We start from the raw sequence: 23,307 nt of genomic DNA on the forward strand, positions 1-23,307 counted from the left end.
AATGAATTCGTTCTATATTTTGAAGGAAAAGAAAATAAATTACACTAGCTAAATTAGACAATCTCTCATATATACAATTGTTTGATAAGAACACTATTTCTGGAATTTAGCCATTCTGAATAATATATTGTTCAAAAGGGCTGAATTTATTCAGAGGTTTAGGGGAATGTTGTTTCTAGGTAATTTCTAAATGATGAAAGACCCGAAGTTATACAAATTTTTTACTTTTTTATTGAAAATAAAAGAATCTCATTAACACTTTACTATCAGACATCCCCTAATTACCTATGATACACAGTTAAGTTCTCTAATGTTATGATCTTTTGGCAATCATTTCAATTTCTACATCTGCACCTAATGGAAGTGCTACTACCGCTACACACGTTCTAGCAGGATATGGCTTCGCAAACTGTTTTTCATATACTGCATTCATTTCTTTAAAATAATTCATATCGGTTAAATATACATTCACTTTTACGACATCATCTGGAGTTAGGTTAGCCTCCTTAAACACTTCAAATAAATTGTCAAAGCATTGCTGCGTTTGTTCTCCAATATCATTAGGTTTGACTTCTGTGGAAGCTGTGTTCATGGATGTTTGACCTGAAAAAAATATATATTCTCCCCCATCAATCGCATGTGAATAGGGACCGGATGCAACCGCACCTTTTGCATGAATCGCTTTTCTCATTAACCTTTTCCTCCTTGTTAGAACTAAAAAGGGGCTATCTGAAAAACAAAGAGTCAGATAGCCCCTTTAAATAATTTACTGCGTAATTATTGAACAAATATTATAACGTTACACGTGTACCAGTTTTACCTTCTAATGCGTCTTGAAGCTTGTCCATTGAAGTAATGATGACATTTTTACCGCCTTTTTCCAAGAATAAAATAGCTGCTTCAATTTTCGGACCCATGCTTCCTTTTGGAAAATGACCTTCTTCCATATAGCGAAGTGCTTCATCAATTGTCATTTCTGATAAATTTTGTTGTTCTGGTGTTCCAAAATGAATAGCCACTTGTTCAACACCAGTTAAGATAAATAAATAATCTGCATTAATTTCTGCTGCCAAAAGTGCACTTGCGAAGTCTTTATCGATAACCGCATCTGTTCCCTTAAGAATTCCATTTTCTTCGATAACAGGAATTCCGCCGCCACCTGCCGTAATAACAGTAATTTCTTTGTCAAGTAATGCTTCAATTGCTTTACTCTCAACAATTTGAATTGGTTTTGGTGAAGGAACAACACGTCTGTATCCACGACCACTATCTTCAACATAAGAAATCTTCTCTGTTTCAAGAATTTTGTCTATCTCTTCTTTTGTATAGAATGGTCCAATAGGTTTAGTAGGATTATTAAAAGCAGGGTCATCCTTAGAAACTATTGATTGTGTAATGACTGTTGCAACTGTTTTATTGATATTACGTTCTTTCATCTTATTATTAAATGCTTGTTGAATTAAATAACCTAAATTTCCTTGAGTCTCAGCATCTAAAACGTCGAGAGGATATTCAGGAATTACTGATTTAGCCATTTCTGTTTTAATTAATGAATTACCAACCTGAGGTCCATTTCCGTGGGTAATAACAACTGTATTTCCTTGTTCAATTAATCCAAGAACCGGTTCACAGCTTTCATTAATATTTTTTTGTTGTTCTTCAAGAGTACCCTTTTGCCCTTCTTTGATGATTGCGTTTCCTCCGATGGCTAGTACAATTTTTTTACTCATAAATACATCTCCTTGTATTATCTAAATATTTTATTATTCACAATTTTCAGTCATTATCATCAGGAGAGGTACCCAAAATAGCTACCTCTCTTTTAAAAACTTATTCTGCTTCAATTAATCCTAATTTTACTGCATATGCATCGATTGCTTTTTCGAAGCATGCTAATGGAGCACGTACAGTACCTGCACCGATTTGGCCAACTCCTGCTTCTTTATGGGCAATACCAGTGTTAATAATTGGTTCAATACCAGTTTCAACAACTTTTCTTGCATCGATTCCAAGACAAGAACCTTTGAAATCCCATGTCGGGATAGAGAAGTTAGAGTTATGATCAATACAAATTTCCATCATATCATTACTTGTGTTAACTGCATCGTCCATACCGCCAGCACCTACGAAGCGTGTAACACCAGGAGCAGCGATCATCGCCATTGCACCTACACCGAAAGTTTCAGTGATTGCACTGTCACCCATGTCACGGCAAGCCATGTCTTGATCGTATCCAGTAAAGAATAGACCTTGTGGTGTATTAACAGGTGCAGTAAACCATTGGTCACCCATACCTGCAATACGGACACCGAATTCATAACCGTTACGACACATTGCAGTTACAACTGTACCATGTTGAATTTGTCTTGCTGCATCCATTATCGCTTTACTTGTTGCCATTGCAATATTCAAGAAGAATTGGTCAGTATCCGCTAAGAATTGAATAACATCTTGTTTATCTTTATCAGTTGCATCTGTTTGTAAAATGTATGGAGCGATATCTTTAAGGAAAATAAGAGATCCAGCAATGTTACGTTGGTGGAATTCATCACCCATTGTGATTGCTTTTGCAATCATAACGTTAATATTTAGTCCGTCACCTTTAACTTTAAGTGCTTTAGATAGAGTTGGTCCAAGAATATCTCTAAACCATCCAAGGCGGCTTATTACTTCTTCAGAATATGCACCGAAACGTAGAACTGCACCAATTCCTTCATTCATTGTGCAATATGCGCGATTTCCACCGTCACGATTTTCTACAACAAGGACAGGCATGTTTCCAGATGTGATTCCACCCATTGGACCAACTGCATTAACATGGTGACATGGAATAAATTCTATTTCTCCATTTTTAAGCATTTCAAATGCTTCATCAGCATTAGAAGCCCAGCCTTCAAATAATGTAGCACCTACGCAAGATCCTTGCATTGGACTAGTCATGTTTTCCCATTTAACAGGTGGTCCAGCATGAAGCAAAACTTTTCCGTTTAATTCTTTAATCACTGATTTTGCTGGAACAACATCCATTAAGAATGGTGCGCCTGATACTACTTTATCAATAACCGCTCTATTAGCTTCATCAATAGTTTTATATTGTCCGTACATTTGCTTTCCTCCTAATTTGCTTTTATTTCTTTTTAGCGAAGTACACTTAATACTTTACGTAATCTCTCATTACCACCAGCAGCTGGACGCCAGTCATATTGAACAACTTTACCACCATTTGCTGTAATGGATTCAGTAAATTTCTTTAATCCAACGTTGATTACTCTAGGTTTTTCAGTTAAGAATTGTTCAATTGCTTCAGAAACTGTTACTTCTACTTTTTCAACAGATTCTTTCGCAGGTACCACTTTTTTATCTTTTTCTTCGATTTGCATATCAAGCATAGCTAGAGCTGTGCGGATCGCTTGGTTATTGCTGTCTCTTAAAATGACGCCAGCTTCTTCAAGCTTCGCTGCTTGCTCTTGAATATCTTGTGGATCGATTTCTGTCCCACAAACAGTTGCAACGAAATAGATGTTTTTGCCGTTTGCTTTTGCATTATCTTGAATTTTTTTGATACCAGGGATTAATGCTCCAGCCATATCTTCATGTGAACCGTATCCAAGAACAACATCAAATAGGATAATCGCAGTTGACTCATCTTGTGCTGCTTTTTGGAAGAATTGAATTCTTGTATCAGGGTCGATCATTGGGTGTGGTTTACCTTGAGTGTAAATATCATCACCTAGGTCAGCTACTTCAAATCCGTTTGCTTTTAGTAAGTAACCATCTTCATGATGATCGCTCTTACCTAGACCTAAACCTCTGCTAATAAGAGTTGCCGCTTCATATCCAAGAGTACCACCAGAATAAAGTCCTTTAATTGTTATTTGTTCTGGTTTTAAGTCTACAGCTGGAACTTCAATGTTCGTTGTATAGTAGTTTGGTTTCACTGCATTACCTTTTGCAAGATCAACAGCGATCGCTGCTGTTTCTTCTAATGTATTTGCATAGTAGATATTTCCTTCGTGATCATGTGGCTCTTCGCCAAGGAAAATAGCTACAACTGGTTTAGATACACTTTGAAGTAATTGAACAACCTCATCACGAACTTCTTTTGCAGGTGGCTTAGAAATAAGTGTAATGATTTCTGTTTGTTTGTGTGCTGCTAAACCTTTGATTGCATCTAACATGGTAATCGCACCAATTTTTTCTGAAAGGTCACGACCACCAGTACCGATTGCATGGCTAACACCACCGCCTAAGCGGTCAATTTCTTTTGTAACTTCTTGAATACCTGTACCAGAAGCTCCAACAACACCAATTTTGCCTTGTTTAACAACGTTAGCAAATGCTAATGGAACACCAGATACCATTGCAGTACCACAGTCAGGCCCCATTACAAGTAATCCTTTTTCATGAGCTTTTTCTTTAATACGGCGCTCATCTTCAATTGTTACATTATCACTGAAAATAAGAACGTGCATATCATTGTCGATTGCTTTTTCCGCTTCTTCAGCTGCATATTGACCAGGAGTTGAAATGATCGCTAAATTTGCATTTGGTAATTCTTTAATCGCTTTATTCAATGTATTTACAGTTGCAAAATCTTGCTTACTGCTGCTAATTGCTTGGTTATTTAAATAATTATCTACTTCTTCTAGTAATACTTTTACAGTATCTTCAGAATCTGTATCAACAACAATACACATATCGTTTGCAGCTGCTTTTTCGAGCTCTTCTGTATAAAGACCAGCAGTTTTGAAAATATCTTTATTAGCCGGTGTTCCCATCATAATTTGGACTTTGTTCACGCCGTCCATTGTTGAAATTTTATTTGTGAGAAGCATCAGATTTACTGAATCCTGATATGAATTCTCTTTAATAATCGTTTGAAGCATTATTTCATGCACCTCTTCATCATTATTTATTTTGATAAATCAAATTTTTCCCATAGGAAAAGGGTGGCTACCATAGCAGTCCCCCCTTTATTTTTTCACTTATTTAGCGAAAGGGCTTTTGTGATCATACACATTGTTGTGAACAACATCTGAAATTAAATACTCGTAAATGTGATCAACAATTTCGATGCCGTTCTCCTCATATGCTTTCTCTCTTTCAGCACTTCTTTGTCCAGGATATGAAACCTGTTTAAATCCAGAGGCAGGTTTAATATTATTTAAATCCTTCATCGTTGTTGAAATACCTTCTTGAAATACACCAAGACCCGCAAAGAATTCAGGGTTAATGACAATATGAAGCTGTCCAAGGTTTCGATATTCTGTTAAATCGTGATACATGGATGACACCTTATTTCCAAATGGAAGACCTAATAAGATTCCAGATAATACATCAACCATCATCATCAATCCATATCCTTTAGGTCCTGCAATTGGTAATAAAGCATTTACTTTAAATGGATCTGTGGTAGGCTCCCCGTTACTATCAACTGCCCATGTGTCAGGAATAGGTTCGTTCTTTGAACGAGCATGTAAAACTTTCCCCCACGCTTGGACTGTTGTAGCCATGTCAAAGGTAATATGTTTGCCATCCTTACCAGGAGCGGCAAAAGCAATTGGATTCGTACCGTAATATGGTTCAGCACCACCATAAGGTACAACCATTGGATCGGATTGACATACAGAAAGACCGATCAAATTCTCATTTGCAGCTTGTTGTACAAAATAAGAAAGTGCTCCACTGTGACCGATTCTTTTTACCCCTACAACAGCCACTCCATTTTCTTTTGCCATTTTAATGGCTTCATCCATAGCCAACTTTGCGGCTACATGACCTACTCCATTATCTCCGTCAAAAACAGCTGTACATGGACCTGTTTTTTCAAATTTGAAGTCTGGATGACTATTTAGTCCGCCCTTTGCAATTCTTTCAGCATAATACTCTACTCTCATTGCACCGTGAGAGTGTACTCCACGGGCATCTGCATGGACAAGTACATCAGCTACTCCATTCGCATGATCATTTGAAAGTCCAGCTTTTTCAAGTTTATTGGCAATTAGGTCATGCAATTTTTCCTTAGATAACCTCATATCACATTACCCCCTGTTCAATTAGGAAAAACTTCTTTCTCTCTACGAATTTTATTTATTTTGCAAATGCACCTTTATGGTCATATTGATTGTTATGAACGACATCAGATTTTAAATATTCCATGATATCATCTACAATTTCAATCCCGTTTTTACTATATTCTTCTATTACGACGTCATTATTTTGACCTGGGTAGAGAACTTTAGAAAAACCAGGAGCTGGTTTAATTTGATTAAGGTCATTCATTGATTGAGATATATCATTTTTAAACTCTGTTAATCCGGTAAAGAATTGTGGATTAATGACAATGTGAAGCTGACCTAATTTTCGATACTCTGATAAATTTTCATACATAGACGATACTTTATTTCCAAATGGTAATCCGAGAAGAATGCCAGATAAAACATCTACCATCATCGCTAGTCCATATCCTTTAGGTCCTGAAATTGGTAATAAAGCATTCACACTAAAAGGATCTGTTGTAGGTTCACCATTTTTATCAACTGCCCAAGTATCTGGAATTTGCTCATTTTTTGAGCGAGCATGTAGAATTTTCCCCCATGCTTGTACTGTAGTAGCCATATCTAAATTAAAACTTTCCCCATCATTTCCAGGTGCAGCAAAAGCAATTGGGTTCGTACCATAATATGGTTCTGCCCCGCCAAATGGTACAACCATCGGATCGGATTGGCAAACAGAAAATCCGAGTACATTTTCCTTTGCCGCTTGTTGAGTAAAGTAAGAAATAGCACCACTATGAGAAATATCTCTTACTCCTACAATGGCCACTCCATTTTCCTTTGCCATTGCAATAGCTTCATCCATTGCTAATTTTGCTGCTACATGGCCTGAACCACCGTCACCATGAAAGACACCTGTACAAGGACCAGTTTTTTCAAATTTAAAGTCAGGATTTGTATTAATTCCGCCTTTAGCAATTCTTTCTGCATAATACTCTACACGCATTGCACCATGAGAATGAATTCCTCTTTCATCTGCAAATGTAAGTACATCTGCTGTTAATTCTGCATGATCTTCTTGAAGACCAGCTTTATGAAGTTTATTTTTTATTAAATTGCTTAATTCTTCCTTACTTATTCTCAATCCGAGACACCTCTTTGATTTAATTTTTAAAGGTCCGCATCGCGATTGCAATCTTTTGAGTAAACATATGTTAATGGCTCTCTACCAACTGCGTAGCAAGCTTGATGTACATATGGTCCCATAAAAATGTAATCGCCTTTTTTAACTGGAATCCATTCATTATCAAGATTATACATACCTTCTCCAGATAATAGATATGCACCATGCTCTTGAACATGTGTTTCGATAAATGGATGACACGCAGCAGGATCAAATGAAAGAATATGGAAATTCATATCAAAGTCAAGATCCATAGGTAGTAGATCTTTAATATGAACATTGTGCATATCATCATAATCTCTGTATTCAATATTGTTAGCATGACCAGAAACAACCCATGGCTTGCGGCCTTCTAATGGTTTATGTTTTTGTTTATATAGGAATAAACGAGAATCACCAGCTTCAAGATTTTCTAAGTACATTTTTACTCCAGGAGGGCAATATACATAGCCGCTTTCTTCCAATACGAATTCCTCTTCACCAGCTGTTACTTTTACTTTTCCGCCAAGGATATAAACAAATGATTCTACATCATCTTGTCCACAGAAGCCTTCACTATTTTTTCCACCTTCGTGCATAGTGATAATATAATCAACAAAGCTTGCACCAAGTTTTGGTGATCCTAAAATAGACATTGAACAATTTTCAAAACCAGGAACAACATTGTTTACTAAACCTTCTGGTGCGATTAGTGCATATAATCCGTGCTTAATAATAGATCTGCTTGAAAGTAAGTCTTTTGGATAACCCATAGTTACATTCTCCTTTGTTTTCCTTATTTTGATTCATACTTATTCTTTATATGCTAATTCATAAAGCGAACCAATTAATGCTTTAACACCTTCTGCTAAATCTGCTGGTTCAGTAAACTCAGCAGGGTTATGGCTTATTCCCTTTAAGCTTGGTACAAATAGCATTGCTGTTGGAGCAAAAGGTGCAATAATTTGAGAATCATGGCCCGCACCACTGTGCATTAGCTTATAATTTAAGCCATTTTCTTTACATTGTTTTTCAATTAATTCAACGATGTTTGAATCCATTGGAACAGGATCTGCATCCATCCACATGTCAATCTTAGTTTCTACTTCGTGGTTGTTCGAAATTTCTTTCATTCGTTTCGACATCTTTTCAGTAAACGAAACAAGAGCTTCTTTATCTGTATGGCGAACATCAATAGTGAAAATCGCTTTACCAGGAACAACATTCACAATATTTGGCTGAGCTTCGATTTTTCCAACTGTTGCAACAAGTGGATCGCCTATTTCTTTTGCCATTGTGATAATGTCAAATATCATTTGGCTTGCAGCAAAGACAGCATCTTTTCTGTAACCCATAGGAGTTGTACCAGCATGATTTGCTTCCCCAGTTATTTCAATAGTAAATCGTCTTTGTCCAACAATACTATGAACAACACCAACTGATTTTTTTTCAATTTCTAAGACATTGCCTTGCTCAACATGTATTTCAACAAATGCTTTTATGTCATTTCGAGGTGCTTTATCTTCATCCCTGAAACCAAAACCTGATTCTTTCATTGCTTCAACAAAAGGAACCCCTTCGAAGTCCGAAATGGTTTCTACCTCTTCACGCTTTGCTAGGCCTACAATGTTTTTTGAACCCCAAAATGTATAAGGAAAACGGCTACCTTCTTCTTCCGCCATTGAAACAACTTCAATATTACGTAATGGTTGACCATATGTTTCCTTTAAATACTTAATAGCCAGAATTCCAGCAACAATTCCGTACTGCCCATCGTACTTCCCACCATTCTTTACTGTATCAACATGTGAACCAGTAAGAATAGTCTCAGCTGTATTTTTACCTTTTAAGGTACCAAACAAATTTCCAATTTCATCAAATCGAGCTTCTAACCCTTCATTCTCTATCCAATCTTTCAGAGCATGTTGTGCTTCCACCCATTCTTTGGAATAAAGAAGACGCGAGACGCCACCTTCTGGGTCCTTACCATAGCTCCCCAGCCATTCAAGCCTCGCAGCTGATTCTTCAGCCAGCTTATCCATTTGAGGGACTTTTACGTTAGTTCCGTCAGACATTCTCATTCATCCCTTTCATTATTAGTATCTTTTTTAGAACATCAAAATGTTCGGATTAAAATAAGTATAAATAGTAATACAACTAAATTTTTGTTAGCAACATCAATTTCAATTCCTTTATGAATTAGCAAATTCTTTGGAATTGATGTACTAACTATCCTATAAAATACGTGTTTTTTTGAGTAAACTCTCCCTACCTAAAACACTTAATCCTTCATGTTTCATTGTAAGCGTTAAGACATTGATAGTCTTTATACGATGTGAATAAAGATTATTTGTTATTTTGTACATTATAAACAAATAGAACCCATCAACTTTATTATAAAATAATACTACTAAGTTGATTAACAATTCATAAAGGAAGAGTGTGAACTAAATATGAATAAAACGACAATTATATACAAAAAAACAAGTTATTTTGAATTAAAGGGTGATTTTTATGCTTCCCCACAAAAATTCAGTCCAGTCATTGTTTATATTCATGGTGGAGGTCTTTTTTGGGGATCAAGAAATGATTTAAAAAAAGAACAGATAGAATTTTATCATGATGCAGGTTTTAACATCTTCTCTATTGATTATCGATTAGCACCTGAGTCCAAACTTACTGACATTAAAGAGGATATTATTACGGCTCTTTCCTGGTTAGAAAATGAAGGTACTAAAGAATTCGATTATGATCCTAATAAAATTGCGGTTATCGGAAGTTCTGCAGGCGGGTATCTTGCCTTGCTTTCAGGAACCTTAAATAAAAAGCCTAAAGCCATTGTTTCCTTATATGGTTATGGTGATATTACTGGGGAATGGGCAATTAAACCGAGCCCTCACTATCAAAAAATGACAGCTGTTCCAAAAGAATTGGCTAAAATGCTCGTTTCAAACAATATCATTTCTGAAGGTCCAATAGAAAAACGTTATGCGATATATATGTATGCTAGACAACAAGCGTCATGGATTGAAGATATAAGCGGTCTTAATGCGAGGACAAGCAAAGAAGAGCTTACTCAGTTTTGTCCACTCTATTATCAAAATAACGATTTTCCTCCAACTTTGCTTTTGCATGGAACAAATGACGAAGATGTACCATATGAGCAATCCGTTTTAATGTCTGAGAAAATAAACGAGTCCGGAGGTTCATGTAAGTTAATAACTATACAAAATGGAAAGCATGTATTTGATGAAGAGTGGGAAAATCCGATTGTCCAAGATGCGTTTAAAGAAATCATTACATTTTTAAAAGAAAATTTATAATCTTATATTAGAGGCAGTCTCAAAAGTGAGATTGCTTTTTTATTAAGGCTCTTTTCGTATAAATTGTTGTTTTTAGACTATAAACTTAGTCCGTTGATTTCCGCTACAGACACTTGCTTTCCGCAGGGAGGGATGGGAGCCTCCTCGGCGTTACCTCCTGTGAGGTCTCCCACTTCCCTCTTTTTCCCGCAGGAGTCAAGTGTCCTCCGCTACAATCAACTCAGATTGTTAAAAAAATATTACTAAAAAGCAACAAACTTTACGAAAACAGCCTTTATTAAAAAAAAAAGCGATTAGGTCTTATACACTCTAATCGCTTCATTAATTATTTCTACTTGCTTATGCAATATTCCCTTTTTTTGATTGTGCTTCTTCAACCGTCCCATATCGATCCCATTTAAATAAATTTTCCAGTATTAACGCTAAAAGAATTCCCATCATTAATCCACTACTAAGAAGTGGACGAATAAAGCTTGGAATTGATTCAAAATAGGATGCAGGTAATGTCATGATAATGATTCCTACAAACAAAGGAATAGCTGAACGATAAACATTAAGCGTATTAAATTTAACCTGTTTAAAAAATGTCCATGAAGAATTTAATAGCAATAAATATGATACAAATAAAACCGCACTACCTATGCTTAATGGTAATTTTGAGAAAAAGTGCCCTATTGGAGGGATAAGCCCCATTACTAAAAACATGAATCCCCCTAAAACGAAAGGTATTCTTTTGATTATACCTGTTTGACTAAGAAAGCCGATAGACGACACATAAGGGGAATATGGAACAAGTCCAAATACCCCAGCAATGGCTGTAAATATACCAGTTATGGTAAAAGAAGAACGGTATTGAGACTTAGTTGTTTCCACTTTGTACATGCCTTCAGTACCTTTTAATGCCCCAAATGTATTAGCAGTATTTAGCAAACCTGCAAGAACAGTTGTTATGATAATCCCAATGTTCCATGCAGGTTTCCCTAGTGGGAATAACTCAAGTTTAAATGATGATGTTTGACCAACTGAATTTTCTGTTTTAAAAATAAGTGCATAGGCAACCCAACCAATAATAATACCGATAAGCAATCCATACTTTCTAATAGATGGCGGGGCTTTAATACTAACGATAATGACAATAATGACAATAATAATTGACAATAGGGATACGGATAAATCGATATGTGCACCTTGGGCCTGGTTTCCAAAAGGAATGCCAAGCATCCCTTTTAAGAAGATGCCAATTATTTGACATCCAAATAAAAACATAAATACTCCCATTACAGCAGGATTAAATAATTTTGAAATATGTGGTCCCACTCCAGACACACCAATAATTACGGTTATGATTGCAGAAATGATAATACCTACAGTCAGACTGCCGCCCAACTCGGTTAATGAAATACCTTGGGCAACAGCAGAGTTACAAAGTGTTAGGATAACACCCCACCACAGACCTGACTGCCCTTCCATGATTGCCCTCCTATGCCCAAAAAAAGCTTGCACGATACATGCTAAACCTGTTACAACAAAGGAAAGCTGCAGCAAATTTACAATTTTGCTTGCAGGGAGTCCAAAAGCCGCTCCAACTGTAATAGGAATGACAACAATATTGGTAAAAATAAAAAAGAGCCATTGTAAGCCCGATATCCAATTGTTTGATTTTAGTAATTCTTTTATGATAATCGCCTTCTTTTCATTATTTATAGGCTCTTTTCAATATGTAAAGCCTTTATTCCTAATAAAATACCTAGTAATGTGTCTGTACCAGAAGTATGCCCTATTTGTTTCATTTCTTCGAGGGACTTCAAGAATTCAGAACCTAGTGGATGATCCATGACATTACACATTTGGATGAGGTGTGAATGGAATTTATTTTCTGTTGCATATAATAAATACTCATAGGCGATATGTGTTGTCCTTTTTCTTCCGTACACCAGTAAATATCTTTTCAGTTGTTCTTGAAAAGTTCCCTGTGTTCCATATAGTGAAGAAAGGATGGCACACACACCTGTCAAAACATCGTCCCCACTCGGTGTAAGCCCTAAACCTCTGCCAATCCAATAATTAAATACCGATGCTGGATTAACCGTTTGATCACCTTGAACAAGTTTTACTAAATGATTCATTTCATTTAATAGTTGAAAATCACTGCTTAAAAGTAACTTAGATAATAAAAAATTGACTATACTCTTTTTTTCTTCTGCGGTTTGTGCCAGACCAGGTAGCCAATCCGATTCAAGAAATTTATTGGAAACATAATGGAAATTATCCATTAAATTTGTTTGATTAATTCTGCGTTTAGTAAAAGAATGAGATTTCGATTCAACTTGATTTAATGAGAGAATTATTCCTTCAGTAAAAACGAGCTTTCTAGATAATTTATCCCAACTGACAGATTGTTTATTCCTTATTTGTCCAATCAGTTTTTGTACATCGTTTTGATTTAAACCGATTCCAAATGGGGCTAACCCGTTCTCGAGTGCACCAACATGAACAAGACTTTCACCGAAAACCAAGTTAAAACTGTTAGTAAAAACACTATGGACGCAGCCTTGAGGATTCTTTTCAAGGATTTTATCAATTTCAGTACTTATAAGAGATGCGGTCCATTCCATCCTTTTACCGTTATTACTTTCTTCCAGTGAAATACTCAATCCATTCACCCCTACATCATTTATATAGGCTGTTTTCGTATTCATTGTTAAAATCCTAAAGCCGATTTTAACCTGTTGCTTTTCGTAATTTGTTTTATATCCTAAATTAGACTTAGTTTTGTGGCAACTTTTCTTAAATAGGATATCCATTCTTAAGCCGAATGAGGAACTTTATAAGATTTTCTTTTACAAAAGCAACAAAGTTTAAGAAAAGAGCCTTTATATATTATCAAACCTAAAATGCTTCAATTTACAACTTTCAATTTATTTTTTCCTTTTTTATCTTCGCATCATCACTATTTTAGATACTTTTATGAAAATTGTCATTGTTTAAAGTGACTAAAATACCCCTTGCATTTTAGTCACTTTAAACGTATGATAGTTAGGTAAAAAGAATTAATTATCGCTTAAACTTTTTAATATAGAGGGATATACTATGAAAACCATGAATGATTTATTTATCTTAGAGGGTATGAAAGAAGCAGTTGTTTTAGCAGGTCACAGAGGACTGACTCGAAATGTTCAATCCGTTAATATATCAGATGCACCAGATATAATACAATTTTTAAAAAAAGATCACTTATTGCTTACGACGGGTTATGCATTTAAGGATGACGCCGAAAAGCTCTGTGAATTAATCAACAAGATGCATGCATTAAATTGCTCAGGAATCGTCATAAAAATCAACCGATTTTTAAAGGATTTACCCGCAAGAGTTAAATTGCTTGCAGATGATTTGGCGTTTCCCATTATAGATTTACCTACCAATCATTCACTAGGTGAAATCTCCCGTCATATTTTAAATTATTTAAATGACCATGAAGCAGAACAGCTTTATTATGCGCTCCATGTTCAAAAAGAGTTTTCAGATATGATGATTAAGGGATACAATCTAAATGCTCTTGTGGAGCAGTTAGGTCATTTTTTATTACGCCCCACGATCTTGTTAAATCACCGTGGGGAAAAAATTGCTCAAAGTCATGATTTTCGCAAGGAATCTATGAAAATCATCGAACAAGAAATCATAAGCAAGATAAAAGAGGATTTAGTCACTGCACGAAAAGGGTGCACATTTGTCATGCCGTCAAATGTCGATCAATCCGTCACAACTTTTCCTGTTCAAACGAAACGCCAGGATAATAGTATGTTAGTTATTATCGATTCACTAACCTTGCCGTACCCATCTTCACAGATGGCCATTGAGCAGGCAGGCAATGTTATTTCGTTTACGATGATTAAAGAACAGGCAATTGAAGAAAATTCAAGATTATTAAAAAATAATTTCTTCGCTGATTTAATTGAGATGAGAATCCATTCAGATGAAGAGATTATTAGTCGTGGAAATTATTATGGTCTTAAAGAAGATATGAATAATATTTGTATCATTTGTACGATTGATCCAAAAGGTGAAAATTATGAGACACTCCAATTATATGAAAAAAAGGTTGGCGAACTACATCATAGTATTTACGATAAACTCGAGGATGAAATCATTAATGCGAAGATGGAAGCCACTTTATTTACAAAGGAAAAATACTTTGTTATGATCCTGCAATTTCCCGATGTTTCTGAAGCAGAAATGAAATATGTAACAGAATTTGTAGAAAACGCCCAAAAGCATTTACAAGGTGATTTCTCCATTTCATTTGGAGTCAGCAATCCGGTTCATTCTCTTAAAGATATCCCTGTTGCTTATCATGAAGCTGTTGAAGCAATCATGAACGGATATGATCTAAACATGTCTGGCTTTATTAACTTTTATAGAACGAGAGAACTAGAAGAGTTATTAAAGATAATTCCGAAAAAGGATTTAAAAGCTCTATATGAAAATACATTAAAATCGCTTGCCTATCCAAAGACAAAAGAAGATCAAGAATTAATTAAAACGATCCAGGTTTATCTTGATTGCCAATGTGAAATTTCGGAAACATCAAGAAAATTGTTTATTCATAGGAATACAGTCAAATATCGGATTGAAAAAACAGAAGCTTTGCTAAACTGTTCTTTTCGAGATCCTGCCTATTCCCTCCGTATTCGTGTTGCTTTAATTATCGGATCCATTCTCGAAGATTGCGAATGATTCATAGAATAAGAGGATCAATCTCAGCTTTATTCCTTCTAGGAACAAAAGCGTAAGCGCCGCAGCTCTAGCGTACGGATTTCGTAGTCTTCGACTGAGATAAAGGAAACACGGTGAGGTAGTTCACGAGCCGATGTTGACTTATCGTAGGGAGGAGACGGAGAAATCCGCTAGCCGATAGGCGCTGGAGCTAGACGTAAATCTCGCTCTTCATAAAGTTATCCACAGTGCGAGTATTTTATAATTTCCTAAACGAAAAATAAAAATCCCAAAACTTTTTAAAAGGTTTTGGGATTTTTATATAATACTATATAAATGAAATTACTTCTTATTTTTCCACCATGATCTTTTCATTTTCAAATACTACTTGTCCAGCTACAATCGTTGTCTTTACCTTCCCTTTAAAAGTTTTTCCAACATAAGGTGAATGCTGATGACGATAGAACAAATCTTCTTTCTTAAGCTCAAAGCTTTCATTCAAATTAATAATGGTTAAATCAGCATCATAACCAGCTGCAATGGTTCCTTTATTATCAAGTCCAAATAATTTCGCTGGGTTGGTAGATGTTAATTCGACTATTTTTTCTAAAGGAAGGTTTCGTTTAAAGTACCCTTCAGTCAACATAATATTTAATGTTGATTGAGCTCCAGATATTCCTCCCCAGCCTTCGAAGAAATTACCTTTAATCTCTTTCATTGATGCGGGTGCTGGTGAATGATCAGATCCAATGACATTTATTTCACCATTTGCCACTGCATTCCATAAATTCTCAACCTCTTCTTCATCTCTTAATGGCGGGCAGCATTTTGCCAATCCGCCTTTTTCTTCCAAGTCTTTTACGGTTAATGATAAATAATGAGGGCATGTTTCTACAGTTACATCTACACCTCTTTGTTGTGCCTCTCTAATAACTTCAATGACTTTTCGGCTGCTTGCATGGACAATATGAAGCTTACATCCTGTTGCCTCAGCATAAGAAATAATTCTTCTGACAGCTTCAATTTCTGATATAATCGGTCTCGATTCAACGAAATCTCTTGCCGATGTCTTGCCTTGACTTTGCTTTTCTTTGGCAAGTTGATCACAAATAACCGTACTTTCAGCATGCACAGCTAATAGTGAACCTATTGAAGCTATCTCTTTCATCCCTTTATAAAGGGTTTCGTCATCAGCACTATCAAAATCAGCAATCCCACTCGGCGACATAAAAGCTTTAAAACCGATTACACCATTTTCATGTAAATCTTTTAAGTCACCAATATTTTGAGGGACAAGACCACCCCAGAAACGTGGGTTAACAATAGACTTTTCATTTGCAGCTATACGCTTTAATTCTAAATTTTCTTTATTAATTGTTGGCGGTGTACTATTCAACGGCATATCGAAGAATGTAGTAACCCCACCTGCGGCCAAGCTTCGGCTGCCCGTTTCAAGTCCTTCCCATTCCGTTCTTCCAGGTTCATTAAAATGGACATGTGAATCAATTAAACCGGGAAGGACATGAAGTCCTTCCGCATTAATTTCTCGACTGGCAGCTGCTTCAATTGATTTGCCAACTGATACTTCTTTTATCTTTCCATCCTTAATAGCGATATCTCCTTGGACAATTGCTTCCGGCGTTACAATTTTTCCATTTTTTATGATTAAATCGAATGTAGCCATATGCCATTCCTCCCCACACTTTTTTGCCAATTTAAATAAATTTGGCAACATGCTTTATGTCTTAGATGAAATTATTTTGCTGTCATAAGCTTTCCAATAGGAGTTCCAACAATTCCTTTTTCCAAATCGAAAACTACGTGCCCACGAACGATCGTTTTTGTTACTCGGCAGTCGATTTTTCTACCTTCGTAGGCACTGTGTTTATTTTTATAGTAAAGGTCTTCTCTTTTTACAGTATAAGACTGGTTAGGGTCTACTAATATAATATCTGCATCTTTAGAAACAGCAATTTCACCTTTATTCGGCAAGTTGAAACGTTCAGATGGATGTGTTGCAATCAGATCAACGAATTTATGAACAGGTAGTCCACGTTGTTTTACAGCCAAATCAAACATAAGATCTACATTGTTTTGTGCCCCGCTAATACCGCCCCATGCTTCGAAAATATTGCCTTGTTTCAAATCTTCTGTACATGGTGAATGATCAGAAGTTAGCCAATCAATATTTCCATTTAAGAGTTCTTCCCAAAGCTTCGCTTGATCTTTTGCTTTTCTTAATGGTGGTTGACATTTTGCTCTTGGTCCAATTTCTTCTACTTGTTCTGCACTCATAGCAAAATAGTGAGGACAGGATTCAACGGTCACATCTACACCTTCACCTCGTGCTTTTAAAATTGCCTGAATCGCTTCTGATGTACTAATATGCACTAAATGCAATTTACAACCAGTCTCTTTTGCAAAGAGAAGGGCACGTTGCACAGCTTCGACTTCAGTAAAAATTGGACGTGAATCAACATAATCCATTGCAGTTATTCTGCCTTCACGAACCATTTCCTCTGCAAGTTTCTTTGTTACAGATGGATTTTCAGCATGAATGCAAAGCAATTGGTCCAATTCAGCTAATTTTTGCATTCCTTTATATAGTGTATAATCATCCACATTTGTAAAGTCTCCTGGAATATCACTAGTAATGTCAGATAAAAAGCATTTAAAAGCAAGTACGCCTGCTTCATCTAGCTCTTTTAATTTATCCAAATTATCTGGTACAAGTCCGCCATAAAAACCATAATCAACATAGTTTTGTGTTTTCGCTGCTTCTAGTTTAAGATCCAAAGCTTCTTTGTTGATTGTAGCAGGAAGTGCATTAAGCGGCATTTCTACATAGCTTGTTGTCCCACCGGCAGCTAGTGCTTTCGATCCTGTTTCAAACCCTTCCCATTCGGTACGCCCTGGTTCACTAATATGAACATGTGTATCGATCATTCCAGGCATAACATATTGACCGCTCGCATTAATGATCTCTTTGGCATCCTCAATTATTTCCTCTGCAATACAGGAAATTTTTTCATTGCTTATTCCAATATCTACTTTACGAACTCCATCACGAAATACAACATTGCCGCCTTTAATAATTAAATCGTATATCATTTTTTAATCCCCTTCCAATAATAAGCATTATTATAATTTCTTGTCGTTTAGGAAATTATAAAATATTCGCACTGTGGATAACTTTATGAAGAGCGAGGTTTACGTCTAGCTCCAGCGCCTATCGGCTAGCGGATTTCTCCGTCTCCTCCCTACGATAAGTCAACATCGGCTCGTGAACTACCTCACCGTGTTTCCTTTATCTCAGTCGAAGACTACGAAATCCGTACGCCGATGAGCAAGGCGCTTGCGCTTTTGTTCTGGCATTTAGCTTTCTGTTTATACATTTTAGAAGAGAGCCTTTTTTGAAAAAAGATTGCATTGTCGTGATGAGAAAAAACCTTCACTACAATGCAATCTTCTACTTATAGATTTGATATCATCACAAATTATTAATTATTTCTCAAAAATGGTTCCTTTTTTGAAACTAGAATTTTTAAATGTAAATTTCATTAAAAGTATATATGCAATACCTGCTACAACAGCGCCGACTATCCATGCTAAATCTACTTCAATAAAAGCAGCTGCTGCACCGATAAGCATCGCAATTAACGCACATGGATTATATCCCGCAAATTGACCGTCAGCTTTATATAGCTCTGCAACATTTACTTTTTGTTTTCTCAAAATATAATATTCCACTAATAATATGGAAACAACTGGTCCTAAAAATGCGGAATAGATAAGAACGAATAAATTAAGTCCTTCTGCTGACGAATCCTTTACAAGCACCCAAGGGAATGAACATAATGCAAGTAATCCAGTAATGATTACTGCAGGCTTGTACTTCAATTTTGTAAGCAATGTAATTACATATGCCGGTGGAATAATATTAGCAACCATATTTGTTGCTATAACACCAATTACAATGAATATTGAAACAAAAACAGTAATATATGAATTATCTACAATGACTGCTAATGCCTTTGCAGGATTAGTTATTCCTGTTGCTGAAGCAAGCATTGCACCGATTGTTAGCACGAAACCGTACGCTACAAAAATAGAGAAGAAGTATAAAGATCCGCGTTTTCCATTACTAATTCCCGTTTTAAGCTCTCTTGAATAGTCCGCTGCACTTAAGAAGATCGCTGCATAATTTCCTAAGAACACCATAATAAACCCAAAGAATGGTAACCCCCATGTACCTTTCGTATGAACCCAAGTATCTACAATCGCCTCTTTATGAGATGTTAAAAGAATACCAAATACATAAATAAGGGCAAGCATAATAATAATAGAAGCGAGTGATTCTACCCATTTAATGGCATGGAAACCAAACAGTGAAAGCACAATTTGGAATAGAACTAGTACGATAAAGCAAACAGCTACATTATCAAAACTTTTTCCCGAAAAAATCTTTACAATTTCATTTAGAGCAGTTGCTCCTATCCAGCTTTGAATACCATACCAAACGATAGCTGGTATCCCGCGCAATAGTGACGAAATAACAGTACCTTTCACACCGAAAGACATTCTAAGCTGAGCTACATACGGGATACCCGTTTTGTATCCAAGCCTGTCATTTAAAGCGAAAATACCTGAAATAATTGCGATCGCAATTATTCCTGCGACTAATGTTTGAAAAATATTTAAGGTTGCAACTCCTGCTACAACTAAACTGGCTCCAAGCGTCATATTACCTAAGTTAACGCCGTCTCCAATCCACATGAACATATAGGAAATTGGCCCTACCGTTCGTTCCTTTTCAGTTTTCGGATATAGTGATTCATCTACACCCGGAGCATGTTCGATCTGGGTCTCTGTATTTTCAATATTTTGTACAGACATTATATCCCCCACTCCTTTTTAATAATTTGGCACAATTACCATAAATGCACTGGTTCAGGTACTAAATCTTACCTTTAAATAAAGTTAAGATGTTATGCCCTTGAAATCGATAATCGTTTTCATTTACCAATGCTTATTTTTGAATAAACGTCTTCGCCATCTCTTTCTTAAATTACTTCCTCAAATAATAGCCCCTTTTTAAATGTATTATAACCACATCTATTAATTAAAAACGAAAGTCTATACTAAATTTGTTTTTCATTTACAAGAATAAAAAGATGTATTATTCGAAAACGTTTTCAGCAATATCTATTATACCTACTACATTCTAAAAGGTCGTTATTGCATTTAAACAAAAAAATAATATAATGTTAGCTACGATGCATAAACCATTTTTCACTTTTATGCAATTTGAACAAATCATTGTTCGATTTATCAATAATGTAAAAAAGAATCAAAAAAATCACCCTTTAAGTAGATAGTTTCTTCTTAATGGGTGATTTTTCATTATATTAATATCTCTGTTTTTAATGTTGTTTTCGTTTTTCTATCATTAGTGTTAGGCTAATTAATGTGACTAAAACAGTCGCTCCCATATCTGATAGAATAGCAATCCAAAGCGTTAACCATCCAGGAATAGTTAGAAGTAAAGCAATCAATTTTAAACCTAATGCTAATGAGAGATTTAATTTAATAATTTGATTTACCCGTTTCGAAATTTTAATCGCAGTTGGAAGTTTTCCAAGATGGTCCTGCATTAAAACGATATCGGCGGTCTCAATCGCACTATCTGTTCCTTTCCCCATCGCAATACCTAAATCAGCGGTAGCTAAGGCAGGGGCATCATTAATACCATCGCCGACCATTGCTACTTTCCCTTTTTTAGTTAGTTCCTTTACCTTTTTCACCTTTTCATCTGGTAAAAGATTTGCATAGAAATTTGTTAATCCGATTTTAGCAGCAACCTTTTCTGCTGTTTTTATATGATCACCAGTTAGCATGACAGTTTGTTTTATTCCAGCATCGTATAATTCGTCCATAATATGCTTGCTTTCTTTTCTAATTTCATCGGTAATGCCCATTAAACCGAGAATCTTTTCATCGTTAGCCACTGTCACTAATGTATATCCTTGACCTTTTAAATGTTCGATTTCTTCTTTTATCTTGTTGGTAATAAGTGCTGTAGGTATACCTTTCTCATTCCCAACGAAATAACGTTCCCCATTTACGGTCGCATAAATACCTTGACCAGATATTGTTTCTACTTCCATTGCTTCAGTAATTGAAATCGATAATTCATCGATTTTTCTCATCACTGCTTTTGCAAGTGGGTGGGTCGACGATTTTTCAACAGATCCGGCAACTTGTAAAAATCGGTCATCATATACTTTCATCACTTCTACAAAAGGCTCACCTTTCGTAAGTGTTCCCGTTTTATCAAAGGCAATTGTATCGATTTTTCCTAATTGCTCTAAAAAGACACCGCCTTTAATTAAAATTCCATTTCGAGCATTACGTGTAATCCCAGATACAATGGCAATCGGTGAAGATAAAATTAATGCACATGGACATCCAACAATTAAAACGGCTAAACCTTGATAAAACCATTTCCCCCACTCTCCGCCAACAATAATAGGCGGAAGAATCATAACAATGATTGCTATTAAAATAATAATCGGAGTGTAATATTTTGCAAAATGATTGATAAACTGTTCAGTTGGTGTTTTTGTTTCCTGAGCTTCTTCAACAAGATGCAATATTTTTGCTAAAGAAGAGTCCTCATAGGATTTCGTAATGGTAATTTTTAAAATCCCTTCATTATTAATACTTCCGCCAAAGACTGTTTCATTTATCGCTTTTTCTACGGGCATGGACTCACCTGTAATGGCTGCTTCATTCACCGAACTTTTTCCATCAATAACGGTGCCATCAGAAGGAATTTTTTCTCCTGGTTTCACTAGAACAATATCTCCGGCTTTTAATGATTCGATTGAAACCACTCGTTCAATTCCATTATCGATAAGAGTAGCTTCTTTTGGAGCAATCTTCAGCAAGGCTTCCATAGATTTCCTTGCTTTTTCCATTCCTATTCCTTCAAGATATTCATTTATACCAAATAAAATAGCTACAAGGGTGCCTTCTTTCCATTCACCAATGCAAAATGCACCAATTAACGCGATAGTCATAAGGGTGTCAATATTAAATTTGAATTTGAATAAATTTTTAATCCCTTTAATAAACGTTTGATATCCACTTAATCCAGCAGCGATCAAATAGATCATTATCGCCGCATTCATACTCCATTTACCTGTGAGCATGGCAATGAAAAAGAGTACTGTAGATGTTATTATTAATATTTTCAATTGACGATTGGAATGAGCATGTTCATGACTATGATCGTGTGAATCATGTGAAGCCTTGACGATCGAAGCACCATCTCCAGCTAAAATCCGTTCGACTTTCTGGATAGAAATTTGCTCATGAACAACTAATTTACTTGAATTGTATAAAATTTTCGCATCTTCTCCATGATCAAGCTTCCTAATTTCTTCTTCCATTTCCCTTGCACAATTTGCACAAGAAAGGCCTTGTAATTTATATTCAGCCACTTTTATTCCCCCTTAAATTGATTAGAGGTACCTCCCAGTGTTCTACCTGAAAATTTTAATGATGTCTCGCATGGTTGATGGTTTGTTCCAGTATATTCATGACATGGTCATCGTCGTGCGAATAAAATAATGTTGTCCCTTCCCTTCTATATTTAACTAAACGTAAATTTTTTAAAAAGCGGAGCTGATGTGATACGGTCGATTGTAGAAGTGAAAGCTTTTCAGCAATTTCATTTACGGAATGCTCTTTCTCAGAAAGTAGATGTAAAATTCGAATACGCGTAGGTTCCGATAGTGCTTTAAATGTTTGAGAAACAATAAATAATGTTTCTTCATCTAGGTCATCATGTTCAAAACGTAATGATTTATTAGTATCCTCTGTCATAACATTCACTCCTATCATATTATATGATATATATGTACATATGTTCATGTTTACATTTTTATTTTATAAAAAATAAAATTACATTGTCAAGTTTTTTAGAAAATTAAAAACAGGCGATTCATTCGCCTGTTCAGACTGTAGACAAACTCGATAAAAATCGAGTTTGCCTACAGTCTTTTTTGTTTTAAAATATAAATAGAAATAATACTTGGGGTGATGAAGA

The 23,307-nt window shown here is 35.7% G+C and carries 17 protein-coding genes; 2 read left to right on the forward strand and 15 right to left on the reverse strand.

Translation table 11 applies throughout. The features are described 5' to 3' along the window. Positions 1–313: 313 nt before the first annotated feature. From ACQKP0_RS19160 to allC, 8 genes are all read right to left on the reverse strand, one after another. Positions 314–691, reverse strand: coding sequence for a RidA family protein (locus ACQKP0_RS19160; RefSeq protein ID WP_427407433.1), 378 nt, complete (start codon positions 689–691; stop codon positions 314–316). 100 nt (positions 692–791) lie between these two features. After that, on the reverse strand, positions 792–1,730 hold the full coding sequence (gene arcC, locus ACQKP0_RS19165) for a carbamate kinase (RefSeq protein WP_427407434.1): 939 nt from the start codon (positions 1,728–1,730) through the stop codon (positions 792–794). Between the two features lie 100 nt (positions 1,731–1,830). Beyond that, positions 1,831–3,105 carry a DUF1116 domain-containing protein gene (locus ACQKP0_RS19170; RefSeq protein WP_427407435.1) on the reverse strand — a complete coding sequence of 425 codons (1,275 nt, stop codon included), beginning with the start codon at positions 3,103–3,105 and terminating at the stop codon, positions 1,831–1,833. Positions 3,106–3,137: 32 nt separating this feature from the next. Continuing rightward, the gene (gene fdrA, locus ACQKP0_RS19175) at positions 3,138–4,886 is read right to left on the reverse strand and encodes an acyl-CoA synthetase FdrA (protein WP_427407436.1); all 1,749 of its coding nucleotides are present in this window, start codon (positions 4,884–4,886) and stop codon (positions 3,138–3,140) included. 99 nt (positions 4,887–4,985) lie between these two features. Continuing rightward, positions 4,986–6,035 (reverse strand): ureidoglycolate dehydrogenase, encoded by a 1,050-nt coding sequence (allD, locus tag ACQKP0_RS19180; protein WP_427407437.1) that lies wholly within the window; start codon positions 6,033–6,035, stop codon positions 4,986–4,988. A 55-nt stretch (positions 6,036–6,090) separates the two neighbouring features. Next, the gene (gene allD / locus ACQKP0_RS19185) at positions 6,091–7,140 is read right to left on the reverse strand and encodes an ureidoglycolate dehydrogenase (protein ID WP_427407438.1); all 1,050 of its coding nucleotides are present in this window, start codon (positions 7,138–7,140) and stop codon (positions 6,091–6,093) included. Between the two features lie 26 nt (positions 7,141–7,166). Then, complete coding sequence (allE, locus tag ACQKP0_RS19190) at positions 7,167–7,931, reverse strand: (S)-ureidoglycine aminohydrolase (RefSeq protein ID WP_427407439.1); 765 nt, start codon at positions 7,929–7,931, stop codon at positions 7,167–7,169. Positions 7,932–7,970: 39 nt separating this feature from the next. Then, entirely contained in the window at positions 7,971–9,200 is a 1,230-nt protein-coding gene (gene allC / locus ACQKP0_RS19195; protein ID WP_427407453.1) for an allantoate deiminase, read from the reverse strand. A gap of 411 nt (positions 9,201–9,611) precedes the next feature. On the opposite strand from allC, the gene ACQKP0_RS19200 reads away from it, so the two are divergent. Next, a complete protein-coding gene (locus ACQKP0_RS19200) occupies positions 9,612–10,481 on the forward strand; it encodes an alpha/beta hydrolase (RefSeq protein ID WP_427407440.1) in 870 nt (289 codons plus the stop codon). A gap of 339 nt (positions 10,482–10,820) precedes the next feature. Here the strand turns inward: ACQKP0_RS19200 and ACQKP0_RS19205 are convergent, their stop codons facing one another. Next, positions 10,821–12,185: a uracil/xanthine transporter gene (locus ACQKP0_RS19205; protein WP_427407454.1), complete on the reverse strand. Its 1,365-nt coding sequence runs from the start codon at positions 12,183–12,185 to the stop codon at positions 10,821–10,823. Beyond that, on the reverse strand, positions 12,182–13,180 hold the full coding sequence (locus ACQKP0_RS19210) for a DUF2877 domain-containing protein (RefSeq protein ID WP_427407441.1): 999 nt from the start codon (positions 13,178–13,180) through the stop codon (positions 12,182–12,184). The genes ACQKP0_RS19205 and ACQKP0_RS19210 overlap by 4 nt, the downstream gene beginning before the upstream one ends. 391 nt (positions 13,181–13,571) lie before the next feature. On the opposite strand from ACQKP0_RS19210, the gene ACQKP0_RS19215 reads away from it, so the two are divergent. Continuing rightward, positions 13,572–15,215 (forward strand): PucR family transcriptional regulator, encoded by a 1,644-nt coding sequence (locus ACQKP0_RS19215; RefSeq protein WP_427407442.1) that lies wholly within the window; start codon positions 13,572–13,574, stop codon positions 15,213–15,215. Between the two features lie 328 nt (positions 15,216–15,543). Here ACQKP0_RS19215 and ACQKP0_RS19220 read toward each other — a convergent pair whose 3' ends face one another. The 5 genes from ACQKP0_RS19220 to ACQKP0_RS19240 all read right to left on the reverse strand — a co-directional run bounded on the left by ACQKP0_RS19220 (position 15,544) and on the right by ACQKP0_RS19240 (position 23,084). Next, the gene (locus ACQKP0_RS19220) at positions 15,544–16,878 is read right to left on the reverse strand and encodes an allantoinase (protein WP_427407443.1); all 1,335 of its coding nucleotides are present in this window, start codon (positions 16,876–16,878) and stop codon (positions 15,544–15,546) included. A 71-nt stretch (positions 16,879–16,949) separates the two neighbouring features. Next, on the reverse strand, positions 16,950–18,305 hold the full coding sequence (gene allB, locus ACQKP0_RS19225; RefSeq protein ID WP_427407444.1) for an allantoinase AllB: 1,356 nt from the start codon (positions 18,303–18,305) through the stop codon (positions 16,950–16,952). Positions 18,306–18,698: 393 nt separating this feature from the next. Further along, complete coding sequence (locus ACQKP0_RS19230; protein WP_427407445.1) at positions 18,699–20,090, reverse strand: NCS1 family transporter; 1,392 nt, start codon at positions 20,088–20,090, stop codon at positions 18,699–18,701. Positions 20,091–20,617: 527 nt separating this feature from the next. After that, positions 20,618–22,699, reverse strand: a complete 2,082-nt coding sequence (locus ACQKP0_RS19235; protein WP_427407446.1) for a heavy metal translocating P-type ATPase — start codon at positions 22,697–22,699, stop codon at positions 20,618–20,620. A 55-nt stretch (positions 22,700–22,754) separates the two neighbouring features. Beyond that, positions 22,755–23,084 carry an ArsR/SmtB family transcription factor gene (locus ACQKP0_RS19240; protein WP_427407447.1) on the reverse strand — a complete coding sequence of 110 codons (330 nt, stop codon included), beginning with the start codon at positions 23,082–23,084 and terminating at the stop codon, positions 22,755–22,757. Positions 23,085–23,307 lie beyond the last annotated feature (223 nt).

The sequence above is a fragment of the Heyndrickxia sp. NPDC080065 genome (genome assembly GCF_050281185.1).
GTDB lineage: Bacteria > Bacillota > Bacilli > Bacillales > Bacillaceae_C > Heyndrickxia.

Excerpts from the sequence above, each read along its gene's own strand:
- allB (WP_427407444.1), bottom strand. The coding sequence starts at position 18,305 with ATGATATACGATTTAATTATTAAAGGCGGCAATGTTGTATTTCGTGAT.
- ACQKP0_RS19210 (WP_427407441.1), bottom strand. The coding sequence starts at position 13,180 with ATGAATACGAAAACAGCCTATATAAATGATGTAGGGGTGAATGGATTG.
- ACQKP0_RS19240 (WP_427407447.1), bottom strand. The coding sequence starts at position 23,084 with ATGACAGAGGATACTAATAAATCATTACGTTTTGAACATGATGACCTA.
- fdrA (WP_427407436.1), bottom strand. The coding sequence starts at position 4,886 with ATGCTTCAAACGATTATTAAAGAGAATTCATATCAGGATTCAGTAAAT.
- ACQKP0_RS19170 (WP_427407435.1), bottom strand. The coding sequence starts at position 3,105 with ATGTACGGACAATATAAAACTATTGATGAAGCTAATAGAGCGGTTATT.
- ACQKP0_RS19220 (WP_427407443.1), bottom strand. The coding sequence starts at position 16,878 with ATGGCTACATTCGATTTAATCATAAAAAATGGAAAAATTGTAACGCCG.
- ACQKP0_RS19160 (WP_427407433.1), bottom strand. The coding sequence starts at position 691 with ATGAGAAAAGCGATTCATGCAAAAGGTGCGGTTGCATCCGGTCCCTAT.
- allE (WP_427407439.1), bottom strand. The coding sequence starts at position 7,931 with ATGGGTTATCCAAAAGACTTACTTTCAAGCAGATCTATTATTAAGCAC.
- ACQKP0_RS19230 (WP_427407445.1), bottom strand. The coding sequence starts at position 20,090 with ATGTCTGTACAAAATATTGAAAATACAGAGACCCAGATCGAACATGCT.
- ACQKP0_RS19215 (WP_427407442.1), top strand. The coding sequence starts at position 13,572 with ATGAAAACCATGAATGATTTATTTATCTTAGAGGGTATGAAAGAAGCA.
- allC (WP_427407453.1), bottom strand. The coding sequence starts at position 9,200 with ATGGATAAGCTGGCTGAAGAATCAGCTGCGAGGCTTGAATGGCTGGGG.
- ACQKP0_RS19200 (WP_427407440.1), top strand. The coding sequence starts at position 9,612 with ATGAATAAAACGACAATTATATACAAAAAAACAAGTTATTTTGAATTA.
- arcC (WP_427407434.1), bottom strand. The coding sequence starts at position 1,730 with ATGAGTAAAAAAATTGTACTAGCCATCGGAGGAAACGCAATCATCAAA.
- allD (WP_427407437.1), bottom strand. The coding sequence starts at position 6,035 with ATGAGGTTATCTAAGGAAAAATTGCATGACCTAATTGCCAATAAACTT.